Annotated in this window: 17 protein-coding genes and 1 tRNA gene; 16 read left to right on the plus strand and 2 right to left on the minus strand. The window is 42.4% G+C overall.

Going from position 1 to position 24019, the window contains the following annotated elements; genetic code table 11:
- The first annotated feature begins 56 nt into the window (after positions 1-56).
- The 11 genes from V202x_RS16520 to V202x_RS16570 all read left to right on the plus strand — a co-directional run bounded on the left by V202x_RS16520 (position 57) and on the right by V202x_RS16570 (position 15192).
- Complete coding sequence (locus V202x_RS16520) at positions 57-671, plus strand: sigma-70 family RNA polymerase sigma factor (protein ID WP_145177257.1); 615 nt, start codon at positions 57-59, stop codon at positions 669-671.
- 19 nt (positions 672-690) lie between these two features.
- Entirely contained in the window at positions 691-2889 is a 2199-nt protein-coding gene (locus V202x_RS16525; protein WP_145177260.1) for a serine/threonine-protein kinase, read from the plus strand.
- A gap of 184 nt (positions 2890-3073) precedes the next feature.
- A complete protein-coding gene (locus tag V202x_RS16530; protein WP_145177263.1) occupies positions 3074-4534 on the plus strand; it encodes a glycosyltransferase family 2 protein in 1461 nt (486 codons plus the stop codon).
- Between the two features lie 676 nt (positions 4535-5210).
- Positions 5211-5372: a DUF1559 domain-containing protein gene (locus V202x_RS16535; protein WP_232099022.1), complete on the plus strand. Its 162-nt coding sequence runs from the start codon at positions 5211-5213 to the stop codon at positions 5370-5372.
- 83 nt (positions 5373-5455) lie between these two features.
- The gene (locus V202x_RS16540) at positions 5456-5650 is read left to right on the plus strand and encodes a hypothetical protein (RefSeq protein WP_145177266.1); all 195 of its coding nucleotides are present in this window, start codon (positions 5456-5458) and stop codon (positions 5648-5650) included.
- Positions 5651-5843: 193 nt separating this feature from the next.
- Complete coding sequence (locus V202x_RS16545; RefSeq protein WP_145177269.1) at positions 5844-6464, plus strand: GntR family transcriptional regulator; 621 nt, start codon at positions 5844-5846, stop codon at positions 6462-6464.
- Between the two features lie 16 nt (positions 6465-6480).
- Complete coding sequence (locus V202x_RS16550) at positions 6481-9861, plus strand: PSD1 and planctomycete cytochrome C domain-containing protein (protein ID WP_145177272.1); 3381 nt, start codon at positions 6481-6483, stop codon at positions 9859-9861.
- A gap of 15 nt (positions 9862-9876) precedes the next feature.
- Entirely contained in the window at positions 9877-11262 is a 1386-nt protein-coding gene (locus V202x_RS16555; protein ID WP_145177275.1) for a DUF1501 domain-containing protein, read from the plus strand.
- A gap of 32 nt (positions 11263-11294) precedes the next feature.
- Positions 11295-12413, plus strand: coding sequence for a mandelate racemase/muconate lactonizing enzyme family protein (locus V202x_RS16560; RefSeq protein ID WP_145177278.1), 1119 nt, complete (start codon positions 11295-11297; stop codon positions 12411-12413).
- A gap of 43 nt (positions 12414-12456) precedes the next feature.
- Positions 12457-13491, plus strand: a complete 1035-nt coding sequence (locus V202x_RS16565; protein WP_145177281.1) for a succinylglutamate desuccinylase/aspartoacylase family protein — start codon at positions 12457-12459, stop codon at positions 13489-13491.
- 33 nt (positions 13492-13524) lie between these two features.
- Entirely contained in the window at positions 13525-15192 is a 1668-nt protein-coding gene (locus V202x_RS16570; protein ID WP_197992927.1) for a sodium:solute symporter family transporter, read from the plus strand.
- 64 nt (positions 15193-15256) lie between these two features.
- Here the strand turns inward: V202x_RS16570 and V202x_RS16575 are convergent, their stop codons facing one another.
- Positions 15257-15730: a PEGA domain-containing protein gene (locus V202x_RS16575; RefSeq protein ID WP_145177287.1), complete on the minus strand. Its 474-nt coding sequence runs from the start codon at positions 15728-15730 to the stop codon at positions 15257-15259.
- 404 nt (positions 15731-16134) lie between these two features.
- On the opposite strand from V202x_RS16575, the gene V202x_RS16580 reads away from it, so the two are divergent.
- The 5 genes from V202x_RS16580 (at position 16135) to V202x_RS16600 (ending at position 22798) form a co-directional block, all read left to right on the plus strand.
- A tRNA-Pro gene (locus V202x_RS16580) sits at positions 16135-16208 on the plus strand.
- Positions 16209-16338: 130 nt separating this feature from the next.
- Entirely contained in the window at positions 16339-16941 is a 603-nt protein-coding gene (locus V202x_RS16585) for a class I SAM-dependent methyltransferase (RefSeq protein WP_197992928.1), read from the plus strand.
- 375 nt (positions 16942-17316) lie between these two features.
- On the plus strand, positions 17317-18801 hold the full coding sequence (locus tag V202x_RS16590; protein WP_145177293.1) for a DUF3375 family protein: 1485 nt from the start codon (positions 17317-17319) through the stop codon (positions 18799-18801).
- Positions 18798-19379 (plus strand): DUF4194 domain-containing protein, encoded by a 582-nt coding sequence (locus V202x_RS16595; RefSeq protein ID WP_145177296.1) that lies wholly within the window; start codon positions 18798-18800, stop codon positions 19377-19379. Before V202x_RS16590 ends, V202x_RS16595 begins: the two co-directional genes overlap by 4 nt.
- A gap of 11 nt (positions 19380-19390) precedes the next feature.
- Positions 19391-22798: an ATP-binding protein gene (locus V202x_RS16600; RefSeq protein ID WP_145177299.1), complete on the plus strand. Its 3408-nt coding sequence runs from the start codon at positions 19391-19393 to the stop codon at positions 22796-22798.
- 451 nt (positions 22799-23249) lie between these two features.
- On the opposite strand, the gene V202x_RS16605 is transcribed toward V202x_RS16600, so the two are convergent.
- On the minus strand, positions 23250-23678 hold the full coding sequence (locus V202x_RS16605) for a PilZ domain-containing protein (RefSeq protein WP_145177303.1): 429 nt from the start codon (positions 23676-23678) through the stop codon (positions 23250-23252).
- Positions 23679-24019 lie beyond the last annotated feature (341 nt).

A 24019-nucleotide genomic window follows, 5' to 3' on the forward strand; every position in this document is an offset into this window, starting at 1 on the left:
TGGAGTTGAATCAAAGATGGAGCAGGTATGTATCCATTGTCTAAGGAACAAGCTAAATGAACTACAGCTCCGAATGGCCTTCAACACATATCTCGCTTTTGAATCGAGTGCGCATACCTTCAGACTCCGAAGCATGGAAAGAATTTGTAAAAATTTATGGACCACTGATTTATAACTACTGTCGAAAATCCAGATTAAACGATAGTGATTCGGAAGATGTTTGCCAGGACGTATTCCGTCAAATCAGTTCTTCCCTTCATACTTTTGAGTACAATCAAAAACTAGGGCGTTTCAGGTCTTGGCTGGGGACTGTCACATATCATGAAATTTGTCGATGCTTCAAAAAAAATAAACGCTATCAAAATCAGACCGGCTCAAACGGGCTTCAAGAATTTATCTATGAGCAACCAGGAGAGATCGACGCGGCCTGGTCTGATGAATTTTGTGGGCATATCTACCAGACAGCATTAGAAAACATCCGATCTGAATTTGATGAGAAAACCTGGAAGGCTTTTGAACTCACATGGATCATGGATAAACCTCCTAAGGAAACTGCGGCCGAGCTTAAAACAGAAGTTCCCTGGGTCTACAAAGCTAAATTTCTTGTTCAAAGAAAGTTAAAGGAAGAAATACAAAGACTTTCGTTTGATAGTATTGTATTTCAAAAATAGATAATAACTTGAGTCTTTCATGGATAAGTGTCTCTCAGATAATTTGTTGTTACAGTATCTCCTGAATGACCTTGATACAGATACGTGTGAGATTGTAAGGGTTCATCTGAATGAGTGCCCAAGTTGCCAAAAAAGAACGGAAATCTATTCTGAAGATAGCGAGCTCAAACAATGGCAGCAATGCCATCTAAGACGTCAAAACGGTGATGACTCACAATATCATCCGTTTTCTCAAGACAAATTAGATCGCTTATTTAATTCTACAATCTCATCGATTCAACAATCAAAAACCGCAGTTGCAAAAAAAACTCTACCCTCCAGTCATAACAGCAACATCCTATTACGAAAAGAGCCTGAGCAAACCCCTATTCGAGTGATTGGTCAATACCAGCTGATAAAAAAAATTGGCCAGGGAGGAATGGGGGTTGTCTATGAGTCAATACACTCAAGATTGAAAAAACAAGTTGTCCTTAAATTGCTATTGAATAAAGACTGGGAAAATACTGACCAGACTCAAAGATTCTATCGCGAAATGGAACTGATAGGACAGTTAGACCACCCCAACATTGTTAAGGCAACAGATGCAGGGGAAGCTGATGACACCTGTTTTCTGGTTATGGAATATCTGGATGGCCATGACTTAAAAACAATTCTCAAACAGGAAGGCCCTTTGTCAATCACAGCTGCCTGCTCAATCTTAAGGCAAGCCGCCAATGGGCTCCAGTATATTCACAACCATGATTTGATCCACAGAGACATCAAACCGTCTAATCTTTTTTTAACCACTGATGGACAAGTCAAAATTCTCGACCTGGGATTAGCCGGACTGCGACACGAGGGCTCTTCTCTGGATGATTTAACCGACACAAATTGTATCATGGGTAGTGCCTACTACATGGCTCCAGAGCAGGCACAAAGTATTAAAACGATTGATCAACGTTCTGACATCTACAGCTTGGGCTGCACCTTTTACCAACTCTTAACAGGTAAGGTTCCATTCAGAAGAGAAACACCCGTTGAAACTATTATCGCACATCGAGAAGATTCCATACCTCATTTAGTTGATCAGCTTCCGGAGATCCCCGTGCAACTGGAAGAATTGTTTCAATCGATGGTAAAAAAAAGTCCGGATGATCGAATCCAAACGATGGCTGAAGTCGTTAGAATACTCGACGAATTTCTAAACCAAAAAAATGAATTATTACTTAACGAATCATCGGACACATATTTGACTGAAAGCCAAGAGCTGAAAGAACTATGTCTTAAGACCGTGCTAACACCTCCCGTTGAGGCGCAGAAGTACTATTCCAGCACACATTACCAACCTTCTAAACGCATTCTGAAATATAAAAAAACAATTATTATTGCGTCAATAATATTAATGACTGGAATTCTAACACTTGGAATTCAATACATCTCACGCACCAATCACTTTACAAATACTAAGCTTAAATCCACTTCAACGATCCCGAATGTTCGACAACCGAAAAAAGCAAATTCCAAATCTAATCCAACTCCGGCACTAACTTCAACTCAAGCGACAATTGAAAGAGATGCGGCTAATTGGGCATTGGACCACGGCTGCGAAATAAAAATTGTAGTACCATACGGAGAAGAATACCCAACAATAGAACAAAAGAAATCGTTGCCAAATGAAGATTTTTATGTGAAGACCATTGCGTTTAAAAAAATTCAGATGATAACTCAAGAGAAATTGAGTCGACTATCTGGCCTTACTAACCTATACGAGCTTCAGTTAAACGACAACCCTATAGAAGACGATGCACTTGCTGCGATTAGTGGTTTAACTTCACTCCAAATACTTGATCTACATGCTTCTGGAATCACTGACAAAGGGTTATCTCACATAAGCAATCTAAAAAGTTTGACAAATCTCTCACTTCAAATAAATCCAAATATTACGGACGAAGGTTTGCAAGTTATAAATCAGTTACAAAATTTGGTGTCACTAAATCTTGCGAAAACGAATATTTCAGATGAAGGCCTGATATTTATTCAAAACAATCAAAAAATTGATTGGTTAAATATTGAAGGAACTAAAGTAAGTGATGAGTCAGTTAAACACCTCAAAAAACTAATTCTCTTAGAACATCTTTTTGTAAAAGGCTCAAAAATATCCAAGGCGGGAATCAAAGAAATCAATGATTTCTTTAAGAAAAGAAAACATTTACCATTTTATATAAATCCCACACCCTAATAATCGATATTTGTACCCACTGAGCATTCACTACGTTCACACTTCAATACGATTTTCATAATCTAAACTCTCTTCTAATGTGAACGAATCCTACCTCTACAAATTCTTGTCTTGACTCATGTATGCCCTTTTGAATACTTGAATTCAGATCTGTGTTAATCACCTATTGATAAAGGGCCAATATATGGTAGGTAATGCACTCTGGCCAAAACCAGAGAAGACAAATAATCATCATGAAAAGTCGTCACCAAAAATAAAGGTTCGTGAAACTAAAGTCAGCATCATTATAGGTGCCAGGAATAATGCACCTTTTCTTTCGGACGCCATTAAATCAGCGCTCAAACAAAGTGTTCCCTGTGAAGTCATTTACTCAGATGACTGCAGTTTTGACGAGTCACTCAAAATTGCAAACCATTTCAAAAACCAGGGATTAATAGTTGTTGACTCTCTATACCATCGAGGAGTCTGCGACACCAGAAATGAGGGTGTATCCAAAGCAACGGGCAACTATTTACTTTTTCTAGATGGAGACGATATCCTCCCTACAGACTATGTAAAAAAACATCTGAAAGCGATCACACCTACAACCCCTTTTGTATATGGCGACGCCAAAGCTTTTGGTGATTACTCTACACTTTGGGAGGCCCCTGAATGGGAAACGGGTAAACTCTGGTTGAGAAACTTTGTTAATACCTCTGCTCTTTGGAATCGTCAGGCATTTGAAACCGCAGGCCGCTGGAGAAATAAAATCAATACCATGTGGGATTGGGACCTGGCACTAAGAGGTTCCAGATTAGGTACCCCCGCGCGTAGCAAGGCCATATTACAATATCGCCAACATGCCAGTTCCTGGTCTGCGAATATTCAAACGAAATACAAACAACGACAGGAAGACCTACTACCACGAATGCGACGCATCTGTTCTAGACTCAGTGTGGGCTCCATCGTCAGCGGTAGGCTCAGCAAATTTTTTCCACAATGGATGTCATCAGTCTCACAGGCAGTGAAGTTGATCGGTAGTTCTGAACCAGTTGAATTAGTCATACTTGATAATTCAAATGACCCAAACATACTTTCAATGATAAGATCTGAAACCCATCGATATCTGAATACTTTCGAAACCATCAGGATCATACCTCATTCAGTGTCAATAAATTACTCAACTGAGAAAGAAAGAAGAAATCAAGTTGCTCAATTCATGGCTCATGCCTGTAATCGATTACGTATTGAAATGAAAGGTGACATTCATTGGCTAATTGAAGATGATATCCTTGTGCCTGTTGAAGCAGGTGTCAATTTACTTGAACAATTGACAGCAGGATGGATTCCTCCGAATGCAGTTTCTGGTTGCTATCGAAATCGACACGTAGAAACGCAATTCGTAGGTGGGCATTTTGACGATTATCATATCGTCAATGCATTTTCAGAAATTGGTACCGAGACAAGTACCGTTGATTATTGTGGTACAGGCTGCCTGATGTTTTGGAAAGATCGAACGCCTCGATATTGGGAGAGCCATTATCGAAATGTACCTGCGCATGATTGGGAGTGGTGTGCGACACTTAAGCAATCCGATGGTAAAATTTTAATGTTACCTTCGGTTCATTGTGGGCATGTGAGATCCCCTGAGGATATTCTCTACTGAGAAACTTACAATAAGGGGAAATCGAGTTCAAAAAGCACAGGCCCACAAACACAATGATAGGAAGCAGGCACTAGTCCCCTAACTTTGCGCGCTGATAGAAGCAAGGGGCCTGTGCAATTCTGTATAAACTCATTATTGCGAATCGCAAGATAATGACGAGCACCCTCTATATGCATATAGTGACTCAAAGTAGATTTCTTCCCAAGAAAAATCATAAATTTGATAATTTTTAAGAAATACCTAAATTATCACATTTGTATAATAATATAATTAAGTTCATATAATCATATTTACACTTTTCTAGACTATTATTTGCTTAAATTCTAACTTAATCTGCAAAAAAGTATACAAAAAAACATAAAATCCTTACTATAACTCTGACACAATATTCAGATGTCATTCATTTTTCTATTGCTGAAGTCCATATTCCTCATTTCTTAAAGTGCAGAAGTCAATAAAACGACCCGTATATTTACTTTTATTACTTTTTTCATATTACTGATTTACCCATATTTTTATTTGACATTTAATTGTTAACAATTTACAAAACTATTATTCAGACGTCGAAACTAAACAAATTCAGATATTCAACCAAGGGGCAATTATCGTGCGACAAGAAACCAACTCAAAGGAATTCACACTGATTGAACTCTTAGTCGTGATTGCATTCTTAATTGTGCTATTGCTCCCGACAATTCAACAAGCAATTGAAACAACCCGTAAACATTCCTGTAGAACTAATTTGGAGCAGATTGGGCTCACTTTTTATAACTACCTTGAAACATACAAGGTTTTTCCTCCAGGATATATCCAAACCAGTCAAAGCAATCGTAATTAAGCAACTTGGATCTCTGTAATTCTCAAGAAAGTGCAGTCACCAACGGACATCTTAAATTTAAGGGAGAGGCTGTTGAAGATAGCATGATCACATTTACGCCTCTCTCACCCACTGTTGGTCCTTCAACAGACGCCAATATTAGTAAGGGCTCTTATTCAATTTCTCAAGAATCTGGTCCTGTCGTCGGGATGATTCGTGTAGAAATCACCGCATATCAAAAAACAGGGGAAAAAATTGAAGCAGGAACTCCCAACCCACGCAGGTACGATTGTGGATGAATTAAATCAAATCATTCCCAAAGAGTATAACACGCAGAGAAAATAACGATTCAAATCAATACTGGGAATAATGAAAATAAAGACTTTGATCTTGTTAAAAAATAGAAATCTTTTTGATTATTTTGTTATCGTCCTCCACAATTAGATTGGACACCTTTTAAATAGTAAATCACCCATAGTCTAAGGAAAATCAATGAAGGAATCTCAGTTAGTTCGAGGGCTGGGCGAACAGATAGTAGAACGTCTTAGAGAGGATATCTTTTCAGGGAAAATTGCAGAAGGAGAGCGTTTACGTGAAATCGATTTGGCCAAACGATTTGCCGTTAGTAGGGGGCCAATTCGTGAAGCGATTCAGCAACTTACCTGGGAAGGAATTGTTGAAGCAGATCGCAACAAGGGAGCGATCGTTTCAACATCTGCTCCTAATGAAATTTCAGAACTGATCATTCCACTTAGATGCACTATAGAAAAATATGCAGTGCGACTTTTTTTCGATAGTTTGACAGAAGAAGATTTTTTGTTGTGGGATAATATTCTCGAAAAAATGAAGCTTGCATGTGAAGCAAAAGATTTTGCGTTGATATCGGAACATGATATTGCCTTTCACCGTGCTTTAGTCAACCGATCCCATTCTCCCGACCTCTTAGCAATCTGGTCTTCCATCGTGTCCCGAGTTCGAAGACATTTTCGTGAGTCTCATTTGAAATATACAAAACCAGTTCAAATCTACGAAGAACACCTGCCGATTATCGATGCTTTAAAAAACAAAAGCCTGGCGGATACACTTCAGGTTATTGAGGATCATATTGAATAGAGCAGTGATAAAACGAATGATGTCTTTTAAAAACAAACTATCAATTGCGAGTCAAATCCTTGGAATCCTTCTATTAGGGCTCTTCTCTGATCAGGCATTAGCAGTAAACGATAAAAACAATTCCATTCAACGGGAATATTATTTTGAGCAACACGTTCGACCGCTCTTGATCAAACACTGTCTCAAATGCCATGGTCCTAAGAAACAGTTTGCAGAGTTACGGCTTGATACGCGTGCGAATCTTCTCAAAGGCGGAGAAAGTGGACCGGCAATCAAGGTGAATCACCCTGGTGAAAGTCTCTTAATGAGCGCGATCCGTCGTGAGTCACTTGAAATGCCTCCCGACAAACCATTATCTAAAACAGACATCGAAGTTTTAGCAATGTGGATCAAAAACGGTGCCATCTGGCCTGAGAAAGCAGCGATCGGAACTTCAACCAAAGTCGATTTTTCTAAACACTGGGCATTTCGCCCCATTCGAAATCCCAGTCGCCCCTCTGTAAAAGATACTCTCTGGCCACAAAATGATATTGATTATTTCATTCTTTCAAAACTGGAACAGAATCGACTTAAACCATCATTACCCGCAAAACCGGCTACCTTACTCCGCAGAATGATTTGGGATCTTACCGGCCTGACTCCCACGTCTGAACAGATCAAATTATTCTCAAAAAGGATTTCGCCTCAGTCAGCCGATTCAATAATCGAACAGCAACTTGCCTCCCCCCATTATGGAGAACGCTGGGGAAGATATTGGCTTGATTTGGCCCGTTATGCAGACACCAAAGGCTATGTATTCTTTGAGAAACCAATTTTCCATTCCTCGTTTACCTATCGAGACTACGTGATTAACAGCTTCAATAAAGACAAACCGTTCAACCAGTTTGTCATAGAGCAATTAGCCGCAGATTTTCTGAAAGATGAAATCCCACACGAGTCCCAAGCAGCACTCGGATTCATTACCGTTGGTCCAAGATTTAAAAATGATATCCATGATATTATTTCTGACCGAATCGATGTTGTCACACGTGGGCTTCTAGGTTTGACCGTAGGTTGTGCACGTTGCCATGATCATAAATATGATCCTATTTCAATTGAAGACTATTACTCTATGTATGGAGTCTTCCGAAATTCACTCGAACCGATTCATCTTCCTTTCCGTAACAAAAACAAAATACCTGATCATCTAGTAACACAGGCACAGAAGATAAAACGGGCTGCTGTAGATTTAGAAGAACTCTACAAGAAACAACATGCTAAAGTATCACGAGATGCACACCAGAGACTTTCAGAATACTTGCGTGTAGCACAATCTCGAAGAAGCGGACCGGACACCGTGAAATTTGATGTGATTGTTGACGGTGATGATCTCAATCCAGAAGTCTTATTAAAGTGGCAGGAATTTCTGGACGATTCTGAAAAGACAAACTCCCCCGTATTTTCGATCTGGCATCAACTGGAATATATTGCCAAAGAGAATTTTTCCGTTCAATCAAGACGCATACTTCAAAACAAAACGAGTGTTGATAACGTTCACACTGTAGTAAGACTGATTGCAGCCTTTCTATTACAATCGGAACTCGATAGTTTTCAAGATGTGATTTCCGGGTACGCAAAACTATTCAAACAAGTTGATCAGGAATGGGACCAGTGGATCGCCGAAGCGCCTAAACCGGGAAGTACATCAAAGTCCATCCTGTTTGCACCTGAAAAACAAGCTTATCGACAAGCTTTTTATAGCTCCTACTCACCCTTAACCACTCCTTTACATGGTTATCCAGTCTTAAAATTATTTCCCGATAGAAAATTACAAGAAACCGTCAAAAAACTTAATACAGCCTTAGATAAAGCACGCGCAGCCGCCTCTACTGAACTGGCTCAAATGATGACACTCACTGATGCTAGTCAAATCATCGAACCACGGGTTTTAAGGCGTGGGAATCCGGGAATTCCTGCTCAATCAGTTAAACGGCGCTATTTGACCTTTTTCAATCAGATATCCGCTAAATCATTTACCCAAGGAAGTGGAAGACTGGAATTGGCCAAAGCAATTGTTTCGCCTCAAAATCCTTTGACCGCCCGGGTGATTGTAAATCGCATCTGGCAACATCACTTTGGTCAGGGAATTGTTTCTACCCCGAGTGACTTTGGAATTCAGGGAGCGTTCCCTTCTCATCCGGAACTTCTGGACCATCTAGCAATCTGGTTCATGAAAAACGGCTGGTCGATCAAAAAACTCCATCGCTATATAATGCAGTCGGCGACCTATCAACAACAGAGTCTCTTACATGCCTCAGGAGAGAAAATGGACCCAGCCAATAAACTTTTATGGAGAATGAATCGCCGACGTCAAGATTTTGAAACAATGCGTGATACCCTGCTCCAAGTCAGCCATCAGTTGGATACAACTGTTGGAGGAAAATCAATCAAAGGGGTCGTATCGAACTCTAACAAACGCCGCACAATCTACACTTTCATCGATCGTCAACGCGTTCCCGGTCTATTACGCACATTCGATTTCCCCTCTCCAGATGTGAGTACTGGAACACGAAATTCGACTTCTGTTCCCGGACAGTCTTTGTTTCTGATGAATCATCCTTTCGTTCTGAAATCTGCTCAAATTCTAGGAAAAGAAGCGCAGCAAGCGGGCAATCCAAAAACTGGTATCAAGCAGCTCTATCAAAGTATTTTACAACGAAAGCCAAACCGACGAGAAGTAAAGGAGATGCTTCAATTTCTTGAAACAGAATCTATTCCTAAAAAAGAATCTCTCATTGCAACACCTTGGGAATATGGTTATGGAGTATACGATGAGAACTCAAAAAATTTGTCAAATTTTAAACCAATACCTTACTGGAACGGAAAACAATATCAGGGAAGTGATCGCCTCCCCGATCCTAAACTAGGCTGGGTCTTTTTAGATAAAACCGGAGGCCATCCAGGTAATGACATGAATCATGTCGCCGTAATTCGATGGCGCGCCCCCGAAACAATGGCAGTTTCAATCAAAGGAACTCTCAAGCATGAAATTTCACGCGGTAATGGAATTCGGGGGCGTGTACTCATTGCCGGCGAAAAGAAGTTAGGCCCCTGGAACGTTCACCAAACTTCGGTTGAAACGACTCTCGAAAATATCAAACTTGAAAAAAAACAAACAATCGATTTTGTCGTCGATACTGCAGGTCAGCTCGGACACGACTCGTTCGTCTGGTCACCGGAAATTATAGCACATTCTATTGAAACAGTAGCATTCTCGAAAACAGAGGGAAATCCAAAGGCCGTTCGATATTGGCACTATTCCCAAGACTTTAGAGAACCAGACAGCATACAAATTACTCCCTGGCAAAGTCTGGCCCAGATTCTTTTGTTATCAAATGAATTTCAGTTTATCGATTAAATAAACGAGTATCACATGCAGCATCTCACTCAAAACACACAACCAATTGACAGGCGTGAAATGTTAAAGCGATCAGGTATGGGAATGGGAATGCTAGCATTAGCAGGACTAACCTCGAAGGAACACTTACAGGCTGCCAACACTACACACCATCCTCCGCAAGCCAAACAAATCGTGCACCTGTTTATGAATGGAGGTCCTTCACACGTTGATACCTTTGACCCTAAACCATTACTTAAAAAATATCATGGCAAACCATTACCGAATCCCAATTTACCTACGGAACGTAAAACATCAGGTGCTCTGGAGTCTCCTTTTCAGTTTAAAAAATATGGCGAATCCGGGATCGAAGTCAGTGAGCTTTTCCAAAATACAGCCTCACACATCGATGACATGTGTATTATCAGGTCGATGCATTCTGATATCCCCAATCATGAACCCTCACTATTATTGATGAATTGTGGTGACAATGCGCTGCCGCGTCCCAGCTTCGGGTCCTGGGTCAATTACGGCCTCGGTTCATTAAACGAAAACCTGCCTGGATTCGTAGTGCTCTGCCCGAATGGATTTCCTGTAGTAGGGCCTAAGAATTGGCGTTCCGCATTTCTCCCGGGTTCTTTTCAGGGAACGCATTTAGATACGAAAGAGACTGACGTCTCGCGGCTCATCGAAAACATCAATAACCCGCAATCCCCGAAACGACAACGCCGCCAATTAGACCTGCTCCAGAAAATCAATCAACGCCATTTAACAAACAGAGGACACGACTCGCTACTGGAAGCGAGAATTCAGTCTTTCGAACTCGCTTACCGTATGCAATTTGAGGCATCAGACGTTCTTGATCTTTCAAAAGAACCGAAACATATTCAGGAAATGTATGGAGATGGATTACAAGGTCGACAATTATTGATGACTCGTCGTCTGCTTGAAAAAGGAGTGCGGTTTATTCAAGTCTGGCATAGTGGTGGCCAGGAATGGGACCATCATCGTGGAATTGAAAAAAGCTTAAGAAAGCTATGTGGTCAATGGGACCAACCGATTGCCGCGTTTCTGACTGATCTCAAACAACGCGGGATGCTCGATTCCACTTTGCTGCTCTGGGGAGGTGAATTTGGGCGTACCCCAGTCGCAGAACTTCCCGCGATGAATGGTCGTGATCACAATCACTATGGGTTCAGCATGTGGATGGCCGGTGGAGGCGTCAAAGGTGGACATGTCCATGGAGCCACCGACGAAACAGGATTCGCTGCCTCCGAAAATAAAGTCCACGTCCATGACTTACACGCCACAATGCTGCATTTGCTCGGTATTGATCATGAAAAACTAACCTACCGCTATGCAGGCCGTGACTTTCGTTTAACCGATGTTCATGGTCATGTCGTCAAAGAAATTCTTGCATAATCATACTTCTCACTCAAGGCACATTAAAACACATGAAAATCGAACAAATCATTTGTCAAATTCTCAGATCAGGTTCCGTCACGAATAAGACAGCCAGTTGCCAGGATTCGGTTCTAGTTCGCATTAAAACCGACAACGGCCTGGAAGGCATTGGTGAAGCTGATTCTTCACCAGAAGTCGTTAAAGCAGTGATCGACGCTCCCTATAGTCACAATGTTGCGTGTGGATTAAGAGAATTACTCATCGGAGAAAACCCACTCGAAACAGAACGACTCTGGCAGAAAATGTATCGCCACACAATGTACTTTGGCAGAACCGGTGTAACGATCACCGCAATGGCTGCGATCGACATGGCACTTTGGGATTTAAAAGGAAAACATTTTGGTGAACCGATCCACCGACTTTTAGGTGGACAACATCATACGGAATTTCAAGCCTATGCTTCGATTCTGTTTGGGAGAGATGGTCGAGAAACGTGTGACATAGCACAGCGCTGGACTGAAAACGGATACACGGCTGTGAAATTTGGTTGGGAGCCGATGGGAGAATCGGAAAAGCTTGATATCGAACTTGTTGCTGGTGCCCGTGAAGGAATGGGAGATGGCATATTATTGATTGACGCAGGTTGTGTCTGGGACGCCCGAACTGCATTGCAGCGCGCACATGCATTTTCTGAATATAATATTGGCTGGCTTGAAGAACCCCTCTTCCCCCACGATATCGCTGGCTATGCCTGGCTCAAAGATCGTTCTCCAGTTCCCATTGCTGCTGGCGAAGAAGAATGTGGTCGTGAGTCATTCCGACCTTATTTTGACCAAAGAGCACTTGATGTCTACCAAATTGATCTGGCTCGTAATGGGTTTACCGAAGCCTCTTATCTGAAACAAAGAGTCGCTGAAATCGGTGCACGCCCTTGTAACCATTGTTACACCAGCCCAATCACCGTTGCAGCCAGCCTACACTGGTTGGCCACCTGCAAAGATGCATTCATCTTCGAAGACTGTGTGGAAGACGAGCCTCTCAGACACGAGTTAACTTATGAGAAAGTACAAGCGGAAGACGGCATGATTCAAGTCCCAGATAGACCAGGGCTCGGGATCACGCTCAATGAAGATTTCATTGCAGCCCACGTCGTTGCAGAGTCAAAATAAAGTCCACAAATGATTTCCTCCCTCAATTAGTAGAATCAACATCATGTCTCAAACACCAATTCGAACAAAGATTGATTTCGACAAGCCAGGAACTCAATGGGGTACTCTCAATATTCCCTTCTCTTATAACTTAAGTGGTTGGTCACAGCTGCAAATACCGATTTCTACAATTGCACATGGAGAAGGGCCAACAGTTCTATTAATGGCAGGCAATCACGGCGATGAGTACCCGGGCCAGATTGCCATTATGAAATTAATGCAATCACTGAAATTAGAACAGATTTCCGGTCGCATCATTTTTATCCCCGCTATTAATATTCCGGCTGCAAAAGCGGCAACCCGTCTCTCTCCCATTGACGGTAAAAACTTAAATCGCTGTTTTCCCGGTGATGCAGATGGAACCGTTTCCGAAATTATGGCACATTATCTGACTCACGAAATCTTTCCTCTCGTTGAGGTCGTAATAGATCTACACACGGGCGGACGAGGGGTCTATTTTTATCCGTGTGCTCATATGCATCTGGTAGAAAATCTGGAACAACGTCGCCGAATGGCGTTGGCAACTGAAGCTTACAATACAGATTTTGCTTTTCTGTATGCAGATATTGCTGGAAAAGGTCTTTTACCAGTCGAAGCTGAAAACATGGGAAAAACCGTGGTCACAACAGAAATGGGAGGCGGCGAAGTCACTACGGCTCCCGTGCATCAAGTCTCACAAGCAGGATTACGTAACGTATTGGTTCATCTGAAAGTCCTGCAGGGAGAGGAAAAATGTCGTACAGATTTAGGACTCCCTCCCACACGATGGGTGCAGGCTCTGAATGCAGAAGACTACATTTTTGCACCAGAGTCAGGTCTCTTTGAAAGCTTCGTGGATGTGGGATCTGAGGTCTCCGAGGGACAGCCACTGGGAGCGCTCTATTTTCTTGAACGTCCAGACCGTAAGCCATCAATTATTGAAGCGAACTCGAACGGGATTGCCATCGCCCATCGTGGCCCGACTCTGACCAGTCAGGGAGATATTGTTTTCTGTCTGGCTCATGATGTTGAAGAACAAGTGCTGAAAACATTTCAATAACAGAATACTGTTTCAACACCAGGAATGAGACACATGAGTTGGCTGGATTGGGTTATCGTTTTCGTTCTGAATGGATCGGTTATCGGTTTCGGATTTTATCTGGCCCGGAGTACCAAATCCAGTAGTGATTGGTTTCTGGGAGGACGTTCACTTCCCTGGTGGGGTCTGGGCCTCTCAATTTTCGCAACCAGTATCGATAATGCAGACGCCGTTTCACTGACCGGATATGCGTATAACCATGGCATGCATATCATCACAGCCTTTACACTAGCGAGCGTCTGTGGAGCAGTTCTGGCCTCATTTTTAGTTGTACCCGTTCTCTATCGAGGCGGTTTTTTTACTAACGCCGAGTATCTGGAAACACGGTATGGAAAATCGATTCGAACTATCAGTGCACTCATACAAATCCAGTACAGAACCAGTATGTTAGGTCTGATGATCTGGTCTATTTACTTGATGCTACAAGGGATCCTTGAGTTTTCACCCATTCAATGTTGGACTTTAATTGTACTGCTGGTCATTTTTACCGCTGCCTATACAACCTGGGGAGGCCTGACCTCTGTTGTCTGGACTGATGCATTGCAAAGCCTGATCATGATGGCGGGCGGCATCACCATTTTCTGTGCAGTCTGGATGGCCAGCGGAGGTTGGTCTGCCGCTATTGAAAAGCTATCTCAGTCAACGGACGCGAAAGGACAACCTCTGATTAACTGGTTACACATTGGTCAGTTTCAAGACAGTCAATCTACGTCTCCCTACTTGATTGTAATCGGCTGGACTATTGTGGGTCTTGGTTATTATACCGTCAATCATACACAAACCATGCGTCTCATGGGGGCGCGTTCCCTGTGGGATATGAAAATAGCAACGCTCTTTGGTTGTCTGCTCATTATGCCCATCATGATCGGAACGACATTAATGGGAGTCATGGGGCGTGTTCTAGTTCCCGAATTCACAGAACATTCAGGTGCTGACCAATTATTCCCCTATTTTGCCAATCAGTTTTTAGCCCCTGGCTTTAAAGGGCTGGTTGTAGCTGGAATTCTCTCAGCTGCAATCAGCACATTTGACTCAATTGGATCAGCTTTATCAGCACTCTTTACACGTGACATCTATGCTCGCTGGATTTGTAAAGATCAAACCGAAAAACATTATTTGGTAGTCACACGTTGGGCCACCATCGGTATCCTGCTGATGGGATTTCTCTACATTCCTTTCATCGTTCGCTATGACAATATGATTCAAGCATTTCGTACTTTAATTCCCATTTTCGTCACACCATTGTTTACGATCTATTTATTAGGAGTTCTGACACAAGTCCCTCGTCAAAGTGGTCTCGTTGGTCTCATTGCCGGTTCTCTATTTGGATTATTCGGCTTCATTGATCGCGAATTCGTGGACCTCGAATGGCTCAGTCCCCTTCTGACTGAAAAATGGTATGCCTTCCCCTGCTCTATGATTGTAACGACCGTCGCCATGTTCGCCGCGGCTCTTAAGTGGGGATGGTTAAAAAAAGAAGTACCCTCAGAAAAAGACATGAAATTATCAAAGCACAATTGGTTATCTGAAAGTCGCGAGTCCCTCCCCAGAATCAAAGATACACCATTTTCAAAACCACTCCCGCAGTACTTAAACCCAAACTGGTATGCAAGCCTCTTAGTGATGTTATCATTCTGGATTATTTTTGGCTTGTTCTGGTAGACAGAGTTTAAAGAGTACAATATCTATGCTCAGAGGAAGTATGAAAAATAATATTGAGGTCGGCTTACTGTCCGATTTGCGTTTCACTTCGCAACAGGTTACCACGATTCAACAGTTCCTCCGTAGGTACCACGACTTTAGGTTGTAACTGGTACGTAAATTCATACCGATTTGTCACCTCAAACGGAAGCAGGTTATCAGAAACGGCATCCAGCGGAAAAACCTGGTACCAAGGCGTTTGCACTTTTTGCATTATGGTCTGCGTTTCGTAGCCATCTTTCGTCAGCGTGATCTCTCTTGTAGCATAATAAGTAAAATCGACTGATGTCGGTGTATACCCAATCTCTTCTCCATCCACTTTCACAAGTGCTCCAGAAGGAACTGAGCGGATTGTCATTCTCCGGTGCACGCAGCCGAACTGACCGAAGGTTATTAAGACCAACGCTACCACGAGTACCCCACGTTTCATTGCGGTGTTGAGATAATCAGAGTTTGGTAAGCCAGAACCTGAATTCACAATTGAAAAGGGATGAGACATCGAAAACTTGGCAAGAAATGACCGGGACTCAAACGAACGAAACTCCAGGTTCCAGAACCTGAATCAAGAGCGGGGATTCTACTTTGGTTCTCACTTTCTGCCAAGAGAAGTTTCGATTGCAACGAGAGAAACCATTTCACATAAATACATTGTAATTAAAGACTTACAAACCATAACTTGTAACCGCCATTTAAATTGATTTCCGTGAACCTCGTTTGTACCACATGTTTCTTTATCTCAAGAAGCCTTTAATATAAGTGTTTTTCATAGTTCTGTTGATTATTTTGCAGACAAAAGTGGGTATCTGAGTCAGTTATCTTGAATTTCTAAGGCGAGCGTGCGATAAAGTGCGAATAAATAGTAAGTTATAGATCGCTGAGGCCAAAAGACTCAGAGTTCAAATTCGGGACGTGGCGCAGCCTGGTAGCGCGCTACACTGGGGGTGTAGAGGTCGCAGGTTCAAATCCTGTCGTCCCGACTTATTTTTTCTATCGCGCCAATTTCTTATGTTGGCTTAATGTCGCTTTCTAACGGTAGGAACAGTAAAATTGTGAGCCTGTACGGCCATAACACAATTACCTTCCGAGGAAACTTCGAGGCTCTCAGCAGTGATTCATCCCTTCCTCCAAGGTTTTTTCGAAAACCCAAAGCAAGTTGCATCGCTTGTACCGAGTTCAAGTTATTTACAGAACAAGCTGAGTTCACTTCCCTGTTTTCAGACAGCTCAATTTGTTGTCGAACTGGGACCAGGAACGGGTGGAACAACGGCAGCACTACTCAGAGCAATTCCGCGATCCTCTTGCCTGCTCTGTGTGGAAATCGTCTCAGATTTTGTTGATCAACTTCGACAAATCTCTGATAAGCGGCTATATGTAGAAGAAGGATCTGCTTTTGATCTTGAAATATTACTGAAACATTATGATTTTCCACCTCCCGATGTGATTGTATCAGGCGTTCCCTTTTCCAATATGACGTCTGCAGAAGGCCGAAAATTGATTGAGAGCATACACTCTGTTTTGGCTCCCGGCGGTACTTTCGTAACTTATCAGTTTCGAAATCGAGTATGTGAACTGGCAGAAAATTACTTTGGTTCACCCCAAAGTAAGTCTTTTGTCCTCTGGAACATTCCCCCACTGGGAATCTATCAGTGGAAAAAAACGCCAGCCATACCATCCAGGAAAGAAGCTTACAATAGCCAAACCACCATCTGATACTTTGTTCCATGCTTGCATATAAAACACTTATTTTACTCGAAATAAAGAGTAGGTAATTATGGACTGAATAGAAAAGAGCTGAAAGTCATTCATCAAACTCTGACGCTTTCGATTAACATGAATGATCTCACGGATTCCCTAAACCTTCTTGTTCACGTATGTATCTAATCCGTTTTTGAACATCGTCATTTTTCTAGTACCAATCCGCGATGCTCTTCGATTTCGGATCACCTTTTCTAATTACAGACTGTAAATCAAAAACACTGAAAACTTACGATTTTCTGAAATCCCCTGTCCCATTTGCTCTAATACTAGTGTACATTAAAGAATGTGTTCTAAGAGCTCTGATAAGATTATTTGGTGATATAACCTGTGGAATTGGACCGACTCAATACATTTTTTTCGACGAACCCATCGGCGAAATTACTTCGTGCGACTCACTCAGCGTACGTAATTCACTTCCTGAACCAACATTTCAAAGTAGATGGAAACCTCGCTACACCTCATTCCAAAATTCAGCAACAACTCAATCACTATCTGGAACAAATCCACGAAAGAGAACCAGAAATCCTGCGAGAGAGTGCTGACGCTTATCTGACACAATGGTCTACCGGTGAGACTCGATGGTTACGGCGTTATTTTGATTCCCAACACGCGGAATCGGTCTTTCAACTGACCCCCCACTCAGAAGATGTATTAAAGTTTCTCACGGAAATGATGGACCGTTCTCTAGGTTTTGTGGGAACTGAATCGAGGCTGACGCGAATTATCGGAACACTTTCAGATATTGTGGTTCGGGGGTCTGCTGACCGTGAACGACGTCTAGAACATCTCCGCGCTGAACGCGATCGCGTTGAGAATGAAATTCGCTCGCTTGAATCAGGAGACGTCGTTTCAACTCACAGTTCCACGGCCATTCGAGAGCGATTTGCAGATGCCATTTCTGATCTCATTTCACTACAAGGTGACTTTCGGGCTGTTGAAGAATCGTTCAAATCTATTACCCGCGATGTCCAGAAACAGCAAACGGAAGCGATGGAGACTCGGGGTCAGATTCTGGGATTTGCACTCGACGCAGAAGATCGACTCAAGGAAGAAGATCAGGGAGCCAGCTTTATAGCTTTTGTCGACCTTCTACTCTCACAATCGCAACAAGATGAACTGGAAAAAATTATCATTCAATTAGAAGAGATGGTTGAACTGGAATCACAAACAGAAGGAAAAGATCGCGTAAAACGTATGATAAGCAGCCTGTCTCTGGAAGCAGAACGTGTGTTGAACACCACACGCCGATTGAATTCTACACTGCGCAGGCTTCTGGATTCAAAAGTGAGTTCGAGTCGACTCAGGTTGGCTTCCGTGCTGCGTGAAATCCAGGCAGCAGCGGTGCGTCAGGCAGAACAACCTCCTGAATTAGGCATCAATGTTTTTACCGAACTAGATTTGTATCACGGTTTGGAACGCCCCTTCTGGCAACCCCCGGTCAAATTTGATGCGATCGAAATCACGCATGAAGAACCGGACGACAAAGCGCGATTCGACGCATTTCGAAATCTTGCCGAGATGCAACGTCTTGATTGGGATACCATGCGGTTTAATATTGCCAGTCAGGTTCAGTTTACCGAACGATTGCCTCTTTCAGATTTATTGGAAACTTGCCCGCCAGTAAATGGCGCAATAGAAATGTTGGGTTACATTCAAATTGCACATGATGAAGGTCATGAGGTAGATGAAAACTCAGTCGACGTTGTTTGTATCGATACTGAACACGGACTGCAGGAATTCGAAATTCCCCGAGTTTTCTTTCTATCAGAAACACTGCGAAGACGTTCCGGGCTGAGGAGTAGCACCATATGAGTGATATTCCGGAGTTCCGTGAACGTGGTATTGTTGCGGTCAACCTGCTACAGGGAGTGATCTACGAGGAGCAAGCTGACCTCTGGTCTCTACTACTTAGTAATGAATCAGACTTAAGCGAGTATTTCTGTGAAATTGGACTGACACTGATAATCGACCGTACAGAGGGTATCGCCTACCTGCGCCAGTTTGGCGATGAGGAACGCACGGGAGGTTACGAACGCTTACCGCGTTTATTTAAGAAAACTCCTCTTAGTTATAAACCGACCTTGTTGTGTGTTCTATTACGTGAAGAGTATCGAAAATTTGAAGAGGAAGACCTCGACAACGAACGCTGTGTTATCGACGTCGACTCTTTGTTTGAACTTTGGAAATCCTGCTTTCCAGCAAATTCAGATGAAGTGATTTTACGCAAACAACTCATCACAGCGTTAAATCAACTCGAAAAAATTAAATTTGTTGCTACTTTTAAAGAGGAACCCGGTTCATGGGAAGTCCGCAAACTATTGAAGGCACGAATTCCCATTGATGAGCTGGAACACTTGCGCGACCGGCTAATTGCAAATGAGCGCGAATAGGAAATCACTCCATGCAACACTTATGTGACTTATGTCCTGATCGCCCCGGTTATCGATTACAGAAACTGGAGGTCTTTAACTGGGGAACTTTTGACAGTCAATCTGGAACTGTTTTTCGCTTTGAACCAAAAGGGCGAACGGCATTACTGGTTGGCCATAATGGTTCAGGAAAGTCCACTCTCGTAGATGCCTTACTGACTCTACTGGTAGACGGTAAGACACGAAACTACAACGTAGCAGCAGGAGCGAAAAAAACCGAGCGTACACCCAAAAGTTATATTAAAGGTGCCTTTGATCGAACAACCGATGAATCAAACTCAAATGTAGTAAAGTTTCTACGCCCACAAGGAAATCATCTGACGGCAATTTCTGCTGCATTTAGCGATGAACAATTGGGACGATCTTTCACATTGACACAAATACTGTATCTCAAAGCGGACGGAACTGATGATCGGGTTTATGCGATTGTCGATGAATCGCACGAATTGAAATCCGATCTACAAGGTCTGCAAAAATCTGATGCGGTTCGCGAGCATCTCAAACAACAAGGATACCAGACAACCAGAGCATATGCCGAATATCTGGGTTGGATCACCAAACGAACTCAGATGCGCAGCAAAGCCATTGATATGTTCAACCAGACGGTGGCAGTCAAGGATATCCAGAGCCTGAATGTATTCATTCGCAGACATATGCTGGAAGCTCAGAACTGGCATGATAAAGTACAAGGGCTGCTGAAGCACTTTAATGATCTGAGTATCGCACACAATGAGCTGGTTCGAGCTCAACAGGCACAGGAATTGTTACTTCCTGTTGAGCACATAGGCAAGAAATATCGTCAGAAAAATGAGGCATTAACTTTCTATCAGCATCAGCTGGATGCATCCGAGTCGTACTTCCCTCAGTTAAAAATCTATATCTTTGAGCCGGAACTGATGGTACAGAATCAAAATCTGAAAACACAGGAAACTGTGATTAAGAGATTAGATCAGGAATTGGAACAGACACGAGAAACGGTACGACAGACAAAAAATGAAATCGAACATGCGGGCGGTGAACGACTGCGACAAATCCCCGGATTGATTCGGAATGAACAAACAAAGTTAGATTTTAAACGTGAGGCATTCCAAAAATATCAGAACAATCTAAAAACTTGTGGCATCAATGACATCGTAGGCAACGCGAAACAGTTCCAACAGATTAACAAACAATTATGTGAAATATCCAAGTCAAATAGTGACAAACTAGTAGAGCTGAAAAACAGGCAAGAAACAACGCTTGGCCAAAAAGCGAGCATCGTAAGCCAACTGAGACAGGAACGTGCTGATCTGGATATGCTACAAAAACAACATAGTAACTTGCCTGCTCGTTTTTCTACGATTCGCAGTCAACTCTGCGCCGATCTGGGACTGGATGAAAGCCTATTTCCTTTTGCAGCGGAACTGATTTCAGTATTGCCTGATCAACAGAACTGGACCGCGTCCATCGAGACGGTTCTCCGTTCGTTTGCTCTCAGCTTGCTGGTTGCTGAACAGTTTTATCCGCGTGTGCGAGACTATGTCGAAGGAAATCGCATTGTTGATGCACACGGGACAGGTCAACGACTGGATTATTTGTGTGTTGGAAAAGTCACGGATTCAGCCGGTGGTGATCGAATTCATCCGCAGTCACTCTGCAATAAACTGCAATTTAAGCCGCGTCATAACCTTACCCCATGGCTACGAGCAGAAATTCAACAACGATTTAACTTTCACTGCTGTAATAGCATCGAAGAATTCAATGACGTTTCCAAATACGCCCTGACTGCACAACGCCATGTCAAATACGATTCAAAGCGACATCAAAAAGATGATCGAGAACGCACAACAAACCCACGTTTCTTCGTATTGGGATGGGATAACACTGATAAGCAGAGTCGTATACGACATCATATTCAAGAACTCGAATCCGAAATCAAAATTCTGACCGATGAAATCATTTCAATTAATGACCAGATAGAAGAAATTCAAAATACGTTTCGAGCCGCGGATGCAGCCCTGGATATAAGTGACTTCGACAAGATCGATATCAAACGTCACCAAGATGAAATCGTTACACTTGAAGCAGAAAAAAAGAATCTGGAAGAATCGAATAAAACCGTACAAACGCTGCAAAAACGGTTGAAACGGTCAGAATCAGAGGAGCAGACACTCAGTGCAAAACGTGATCTATGTTTCGAGGAACGTGCAAAATTGAAGAGTGATATTAGTCGCGTCACTAAACTGGTAGCATTGGCTCACACTCAGCTACAGTCACAGCAGACAGCCGGTAATTTTGACGTACATCACGAAATGTTTAAAACCATCGCTGAATCACTGGAAAAACCAGCTTTGTCGATTGAGAATTTTGAACAACGAATTCAAAGCTGGCGAACTTCGACACAGAAGCAGATAGACAAATTGAGAAGTCCTTTAGAAAAAATCAAAGAGGACCTGATTAGTGCCATGTCAAAATATCTGCGCGATTTTAAAGAAGCAGCAAATGACCTCGATGCCTCTCTGAAATCACTCGATAGCTTCCAGGGTTTACTGGATCAGCTTCGCCTGGAAGATCTGCCCCGTTATGAACGCCAATTCAAAAACCGGCTGAATGATCAAGTGAGCCAGGAAATCGCTCTGTTCAATACAGAACTCCGCACCGAACAAAAGTTGATCGAAGACAAAATCACTCAGCTTAATAACGCACTGAAGGATGTTGAATATTCACCTGGAACGTATATGCGATTAAAGCCTCATCCGGTAAATGACCGAGAAATCGAGGATTTTCGACGCTCGTTGCGTGAGTGTCTTGATGATTCTCTGGAACAGACTCCTGAGGCGAACGAAGCAAGGTTTGTGCGTATCAAAAATCTTGTCGAACGCTTGTCGGATAAAGAAAAAACGAATTGGAGAAAAAAAGTCATTGATGTTCGTAACTGGTACGACTTTGCTGCAGAAGAAATTGAGCTCCAATCAGGAATGACTCATAGTTGTTATGATGGAAGTTCAGGTCAATCTGGAGGAGAGAAAGCCAAACTCGCGTTTACCATTCTGGTAGCCGCTTTAGCTTATCAGTTTGACATTGATCCAACAGGTAATGTTCCCGGCCGATTTCAATTCGTGGTCGTTGATGAAATGTTCTCCAAGGTAGATGACCAAAACGCCGAGTACGCCTTGAAACTTTTCAACCAGTTTGGGCTGCAACTTTTGATTGTGGCTCCTCTGGATGCCAAAGCCCGTGTAACAGAACCGTTTGTTGACCGATATCTGCACGTGGTAAAAGATCCTGAGACAAATTGTTCAATTCTCCATAGTATGACAGCCCGCGAGTACGACGAAGTGGTACAGAAAGTCTCACACAACGCGAGACCAAAAGCGAATCAACAACAGATTATGAAATAGGAATCTTCATACCTCTGGTCTCACCAGTGCAGATTGTGAAGTAAACGATAAAAGCATGTCCATGTTCTTAATCATTGAATCATATCATTTAGACACGCCTACTTATCTTCTTAATTGAGACTAACTCAAATTATTGTGATCAATCAGTGCTCAAAGTGCTCCTAGATCATCAGAAACAGTATCGATCAGACTCATGCCAATAGTGAATTCCACACTTTTCTGAGATTCATTCTAATTTTCCTTGTCTAGTTTGTACTAGCACCGAAAACGTTGTACCGACACTACCAGCGTATTGTGAACACCACTTGGGGAATGTGCTTCTCGGAGATTATTGGTGAAAATCACTTGATATTAAGAGGGTAGAGATAATGAGTCAGCAGTCCTGAGATTTCTTTATACAACTCAGTGAAACGTTGAGTTGATTGACTTCACTCACCTCAAAAGCAATCGATTATTCATTCACCTTGCGAAGAAACTTGACGCCGTACTCCCAGAAATCAGCTTCTGGAAATTGCTTTTTGCGTACGATTTCCGAATGGAACCAAATGACTTTATCGTCTAAAACAGTAAGACCAACTAAAATATCTTTTCGATCGATATCACCGGCAAAGAGAAAAGAAACACCAGATTGCGAAATAGACAAGCCTTGCACATTGATTGCCTCTGTGTCACAAAGATCAAGGACAGGATTTTCTGTAGGCAACAATATACTTAAAGTACCTCGAAAGGTTTTTCGTGTATGCGACCGTTGGCTTGCAAATTGGATCAAATTCTTTTGTTCGATTTTATCCAGAAGTGAAAAGATTCTCTCCACAGCTTGTTGCTGTGATTTGCTGGTCGCTACTTTTATATCTTGAATACTTGGATTGAGTGTTTGCATGGAGACAGTGCTTTCTAAGTTGTATCGTAGTATTGGTCCGTCGCTTAAAGTAATAGCTTCACTAACTCTATACACTCATATTTTCAGTAAATTTTTGAGGGAAATTCCTCAAAACCAAGCGCAGTCGCTGGCATATTACTTTCATTAATTTTATTTGTTGTAACCCGCAATATAGGAAAATCCATAATTCATTTATTGCTGTGAGTGGATGTCTCATCTCATCACTCCCAATCAACCACGTCTGACTTCGCATACAAAAAGCGAATACAAAATGATCTGTCATAGTTAGAAATATACCTTGTTAATGAGATCGATTCGTTCTCTGTATTCTCAACCACAGG

The sequence above is a fragment of the Gimesia aquarii genome (assembly GCF_007748175.1).
Lineage (GTDB): Bacteria > Planctomycetota > Planctomycetia > Planctomycetales > Planctomycetaceae > Gimesia > Gimesia aquarii_A.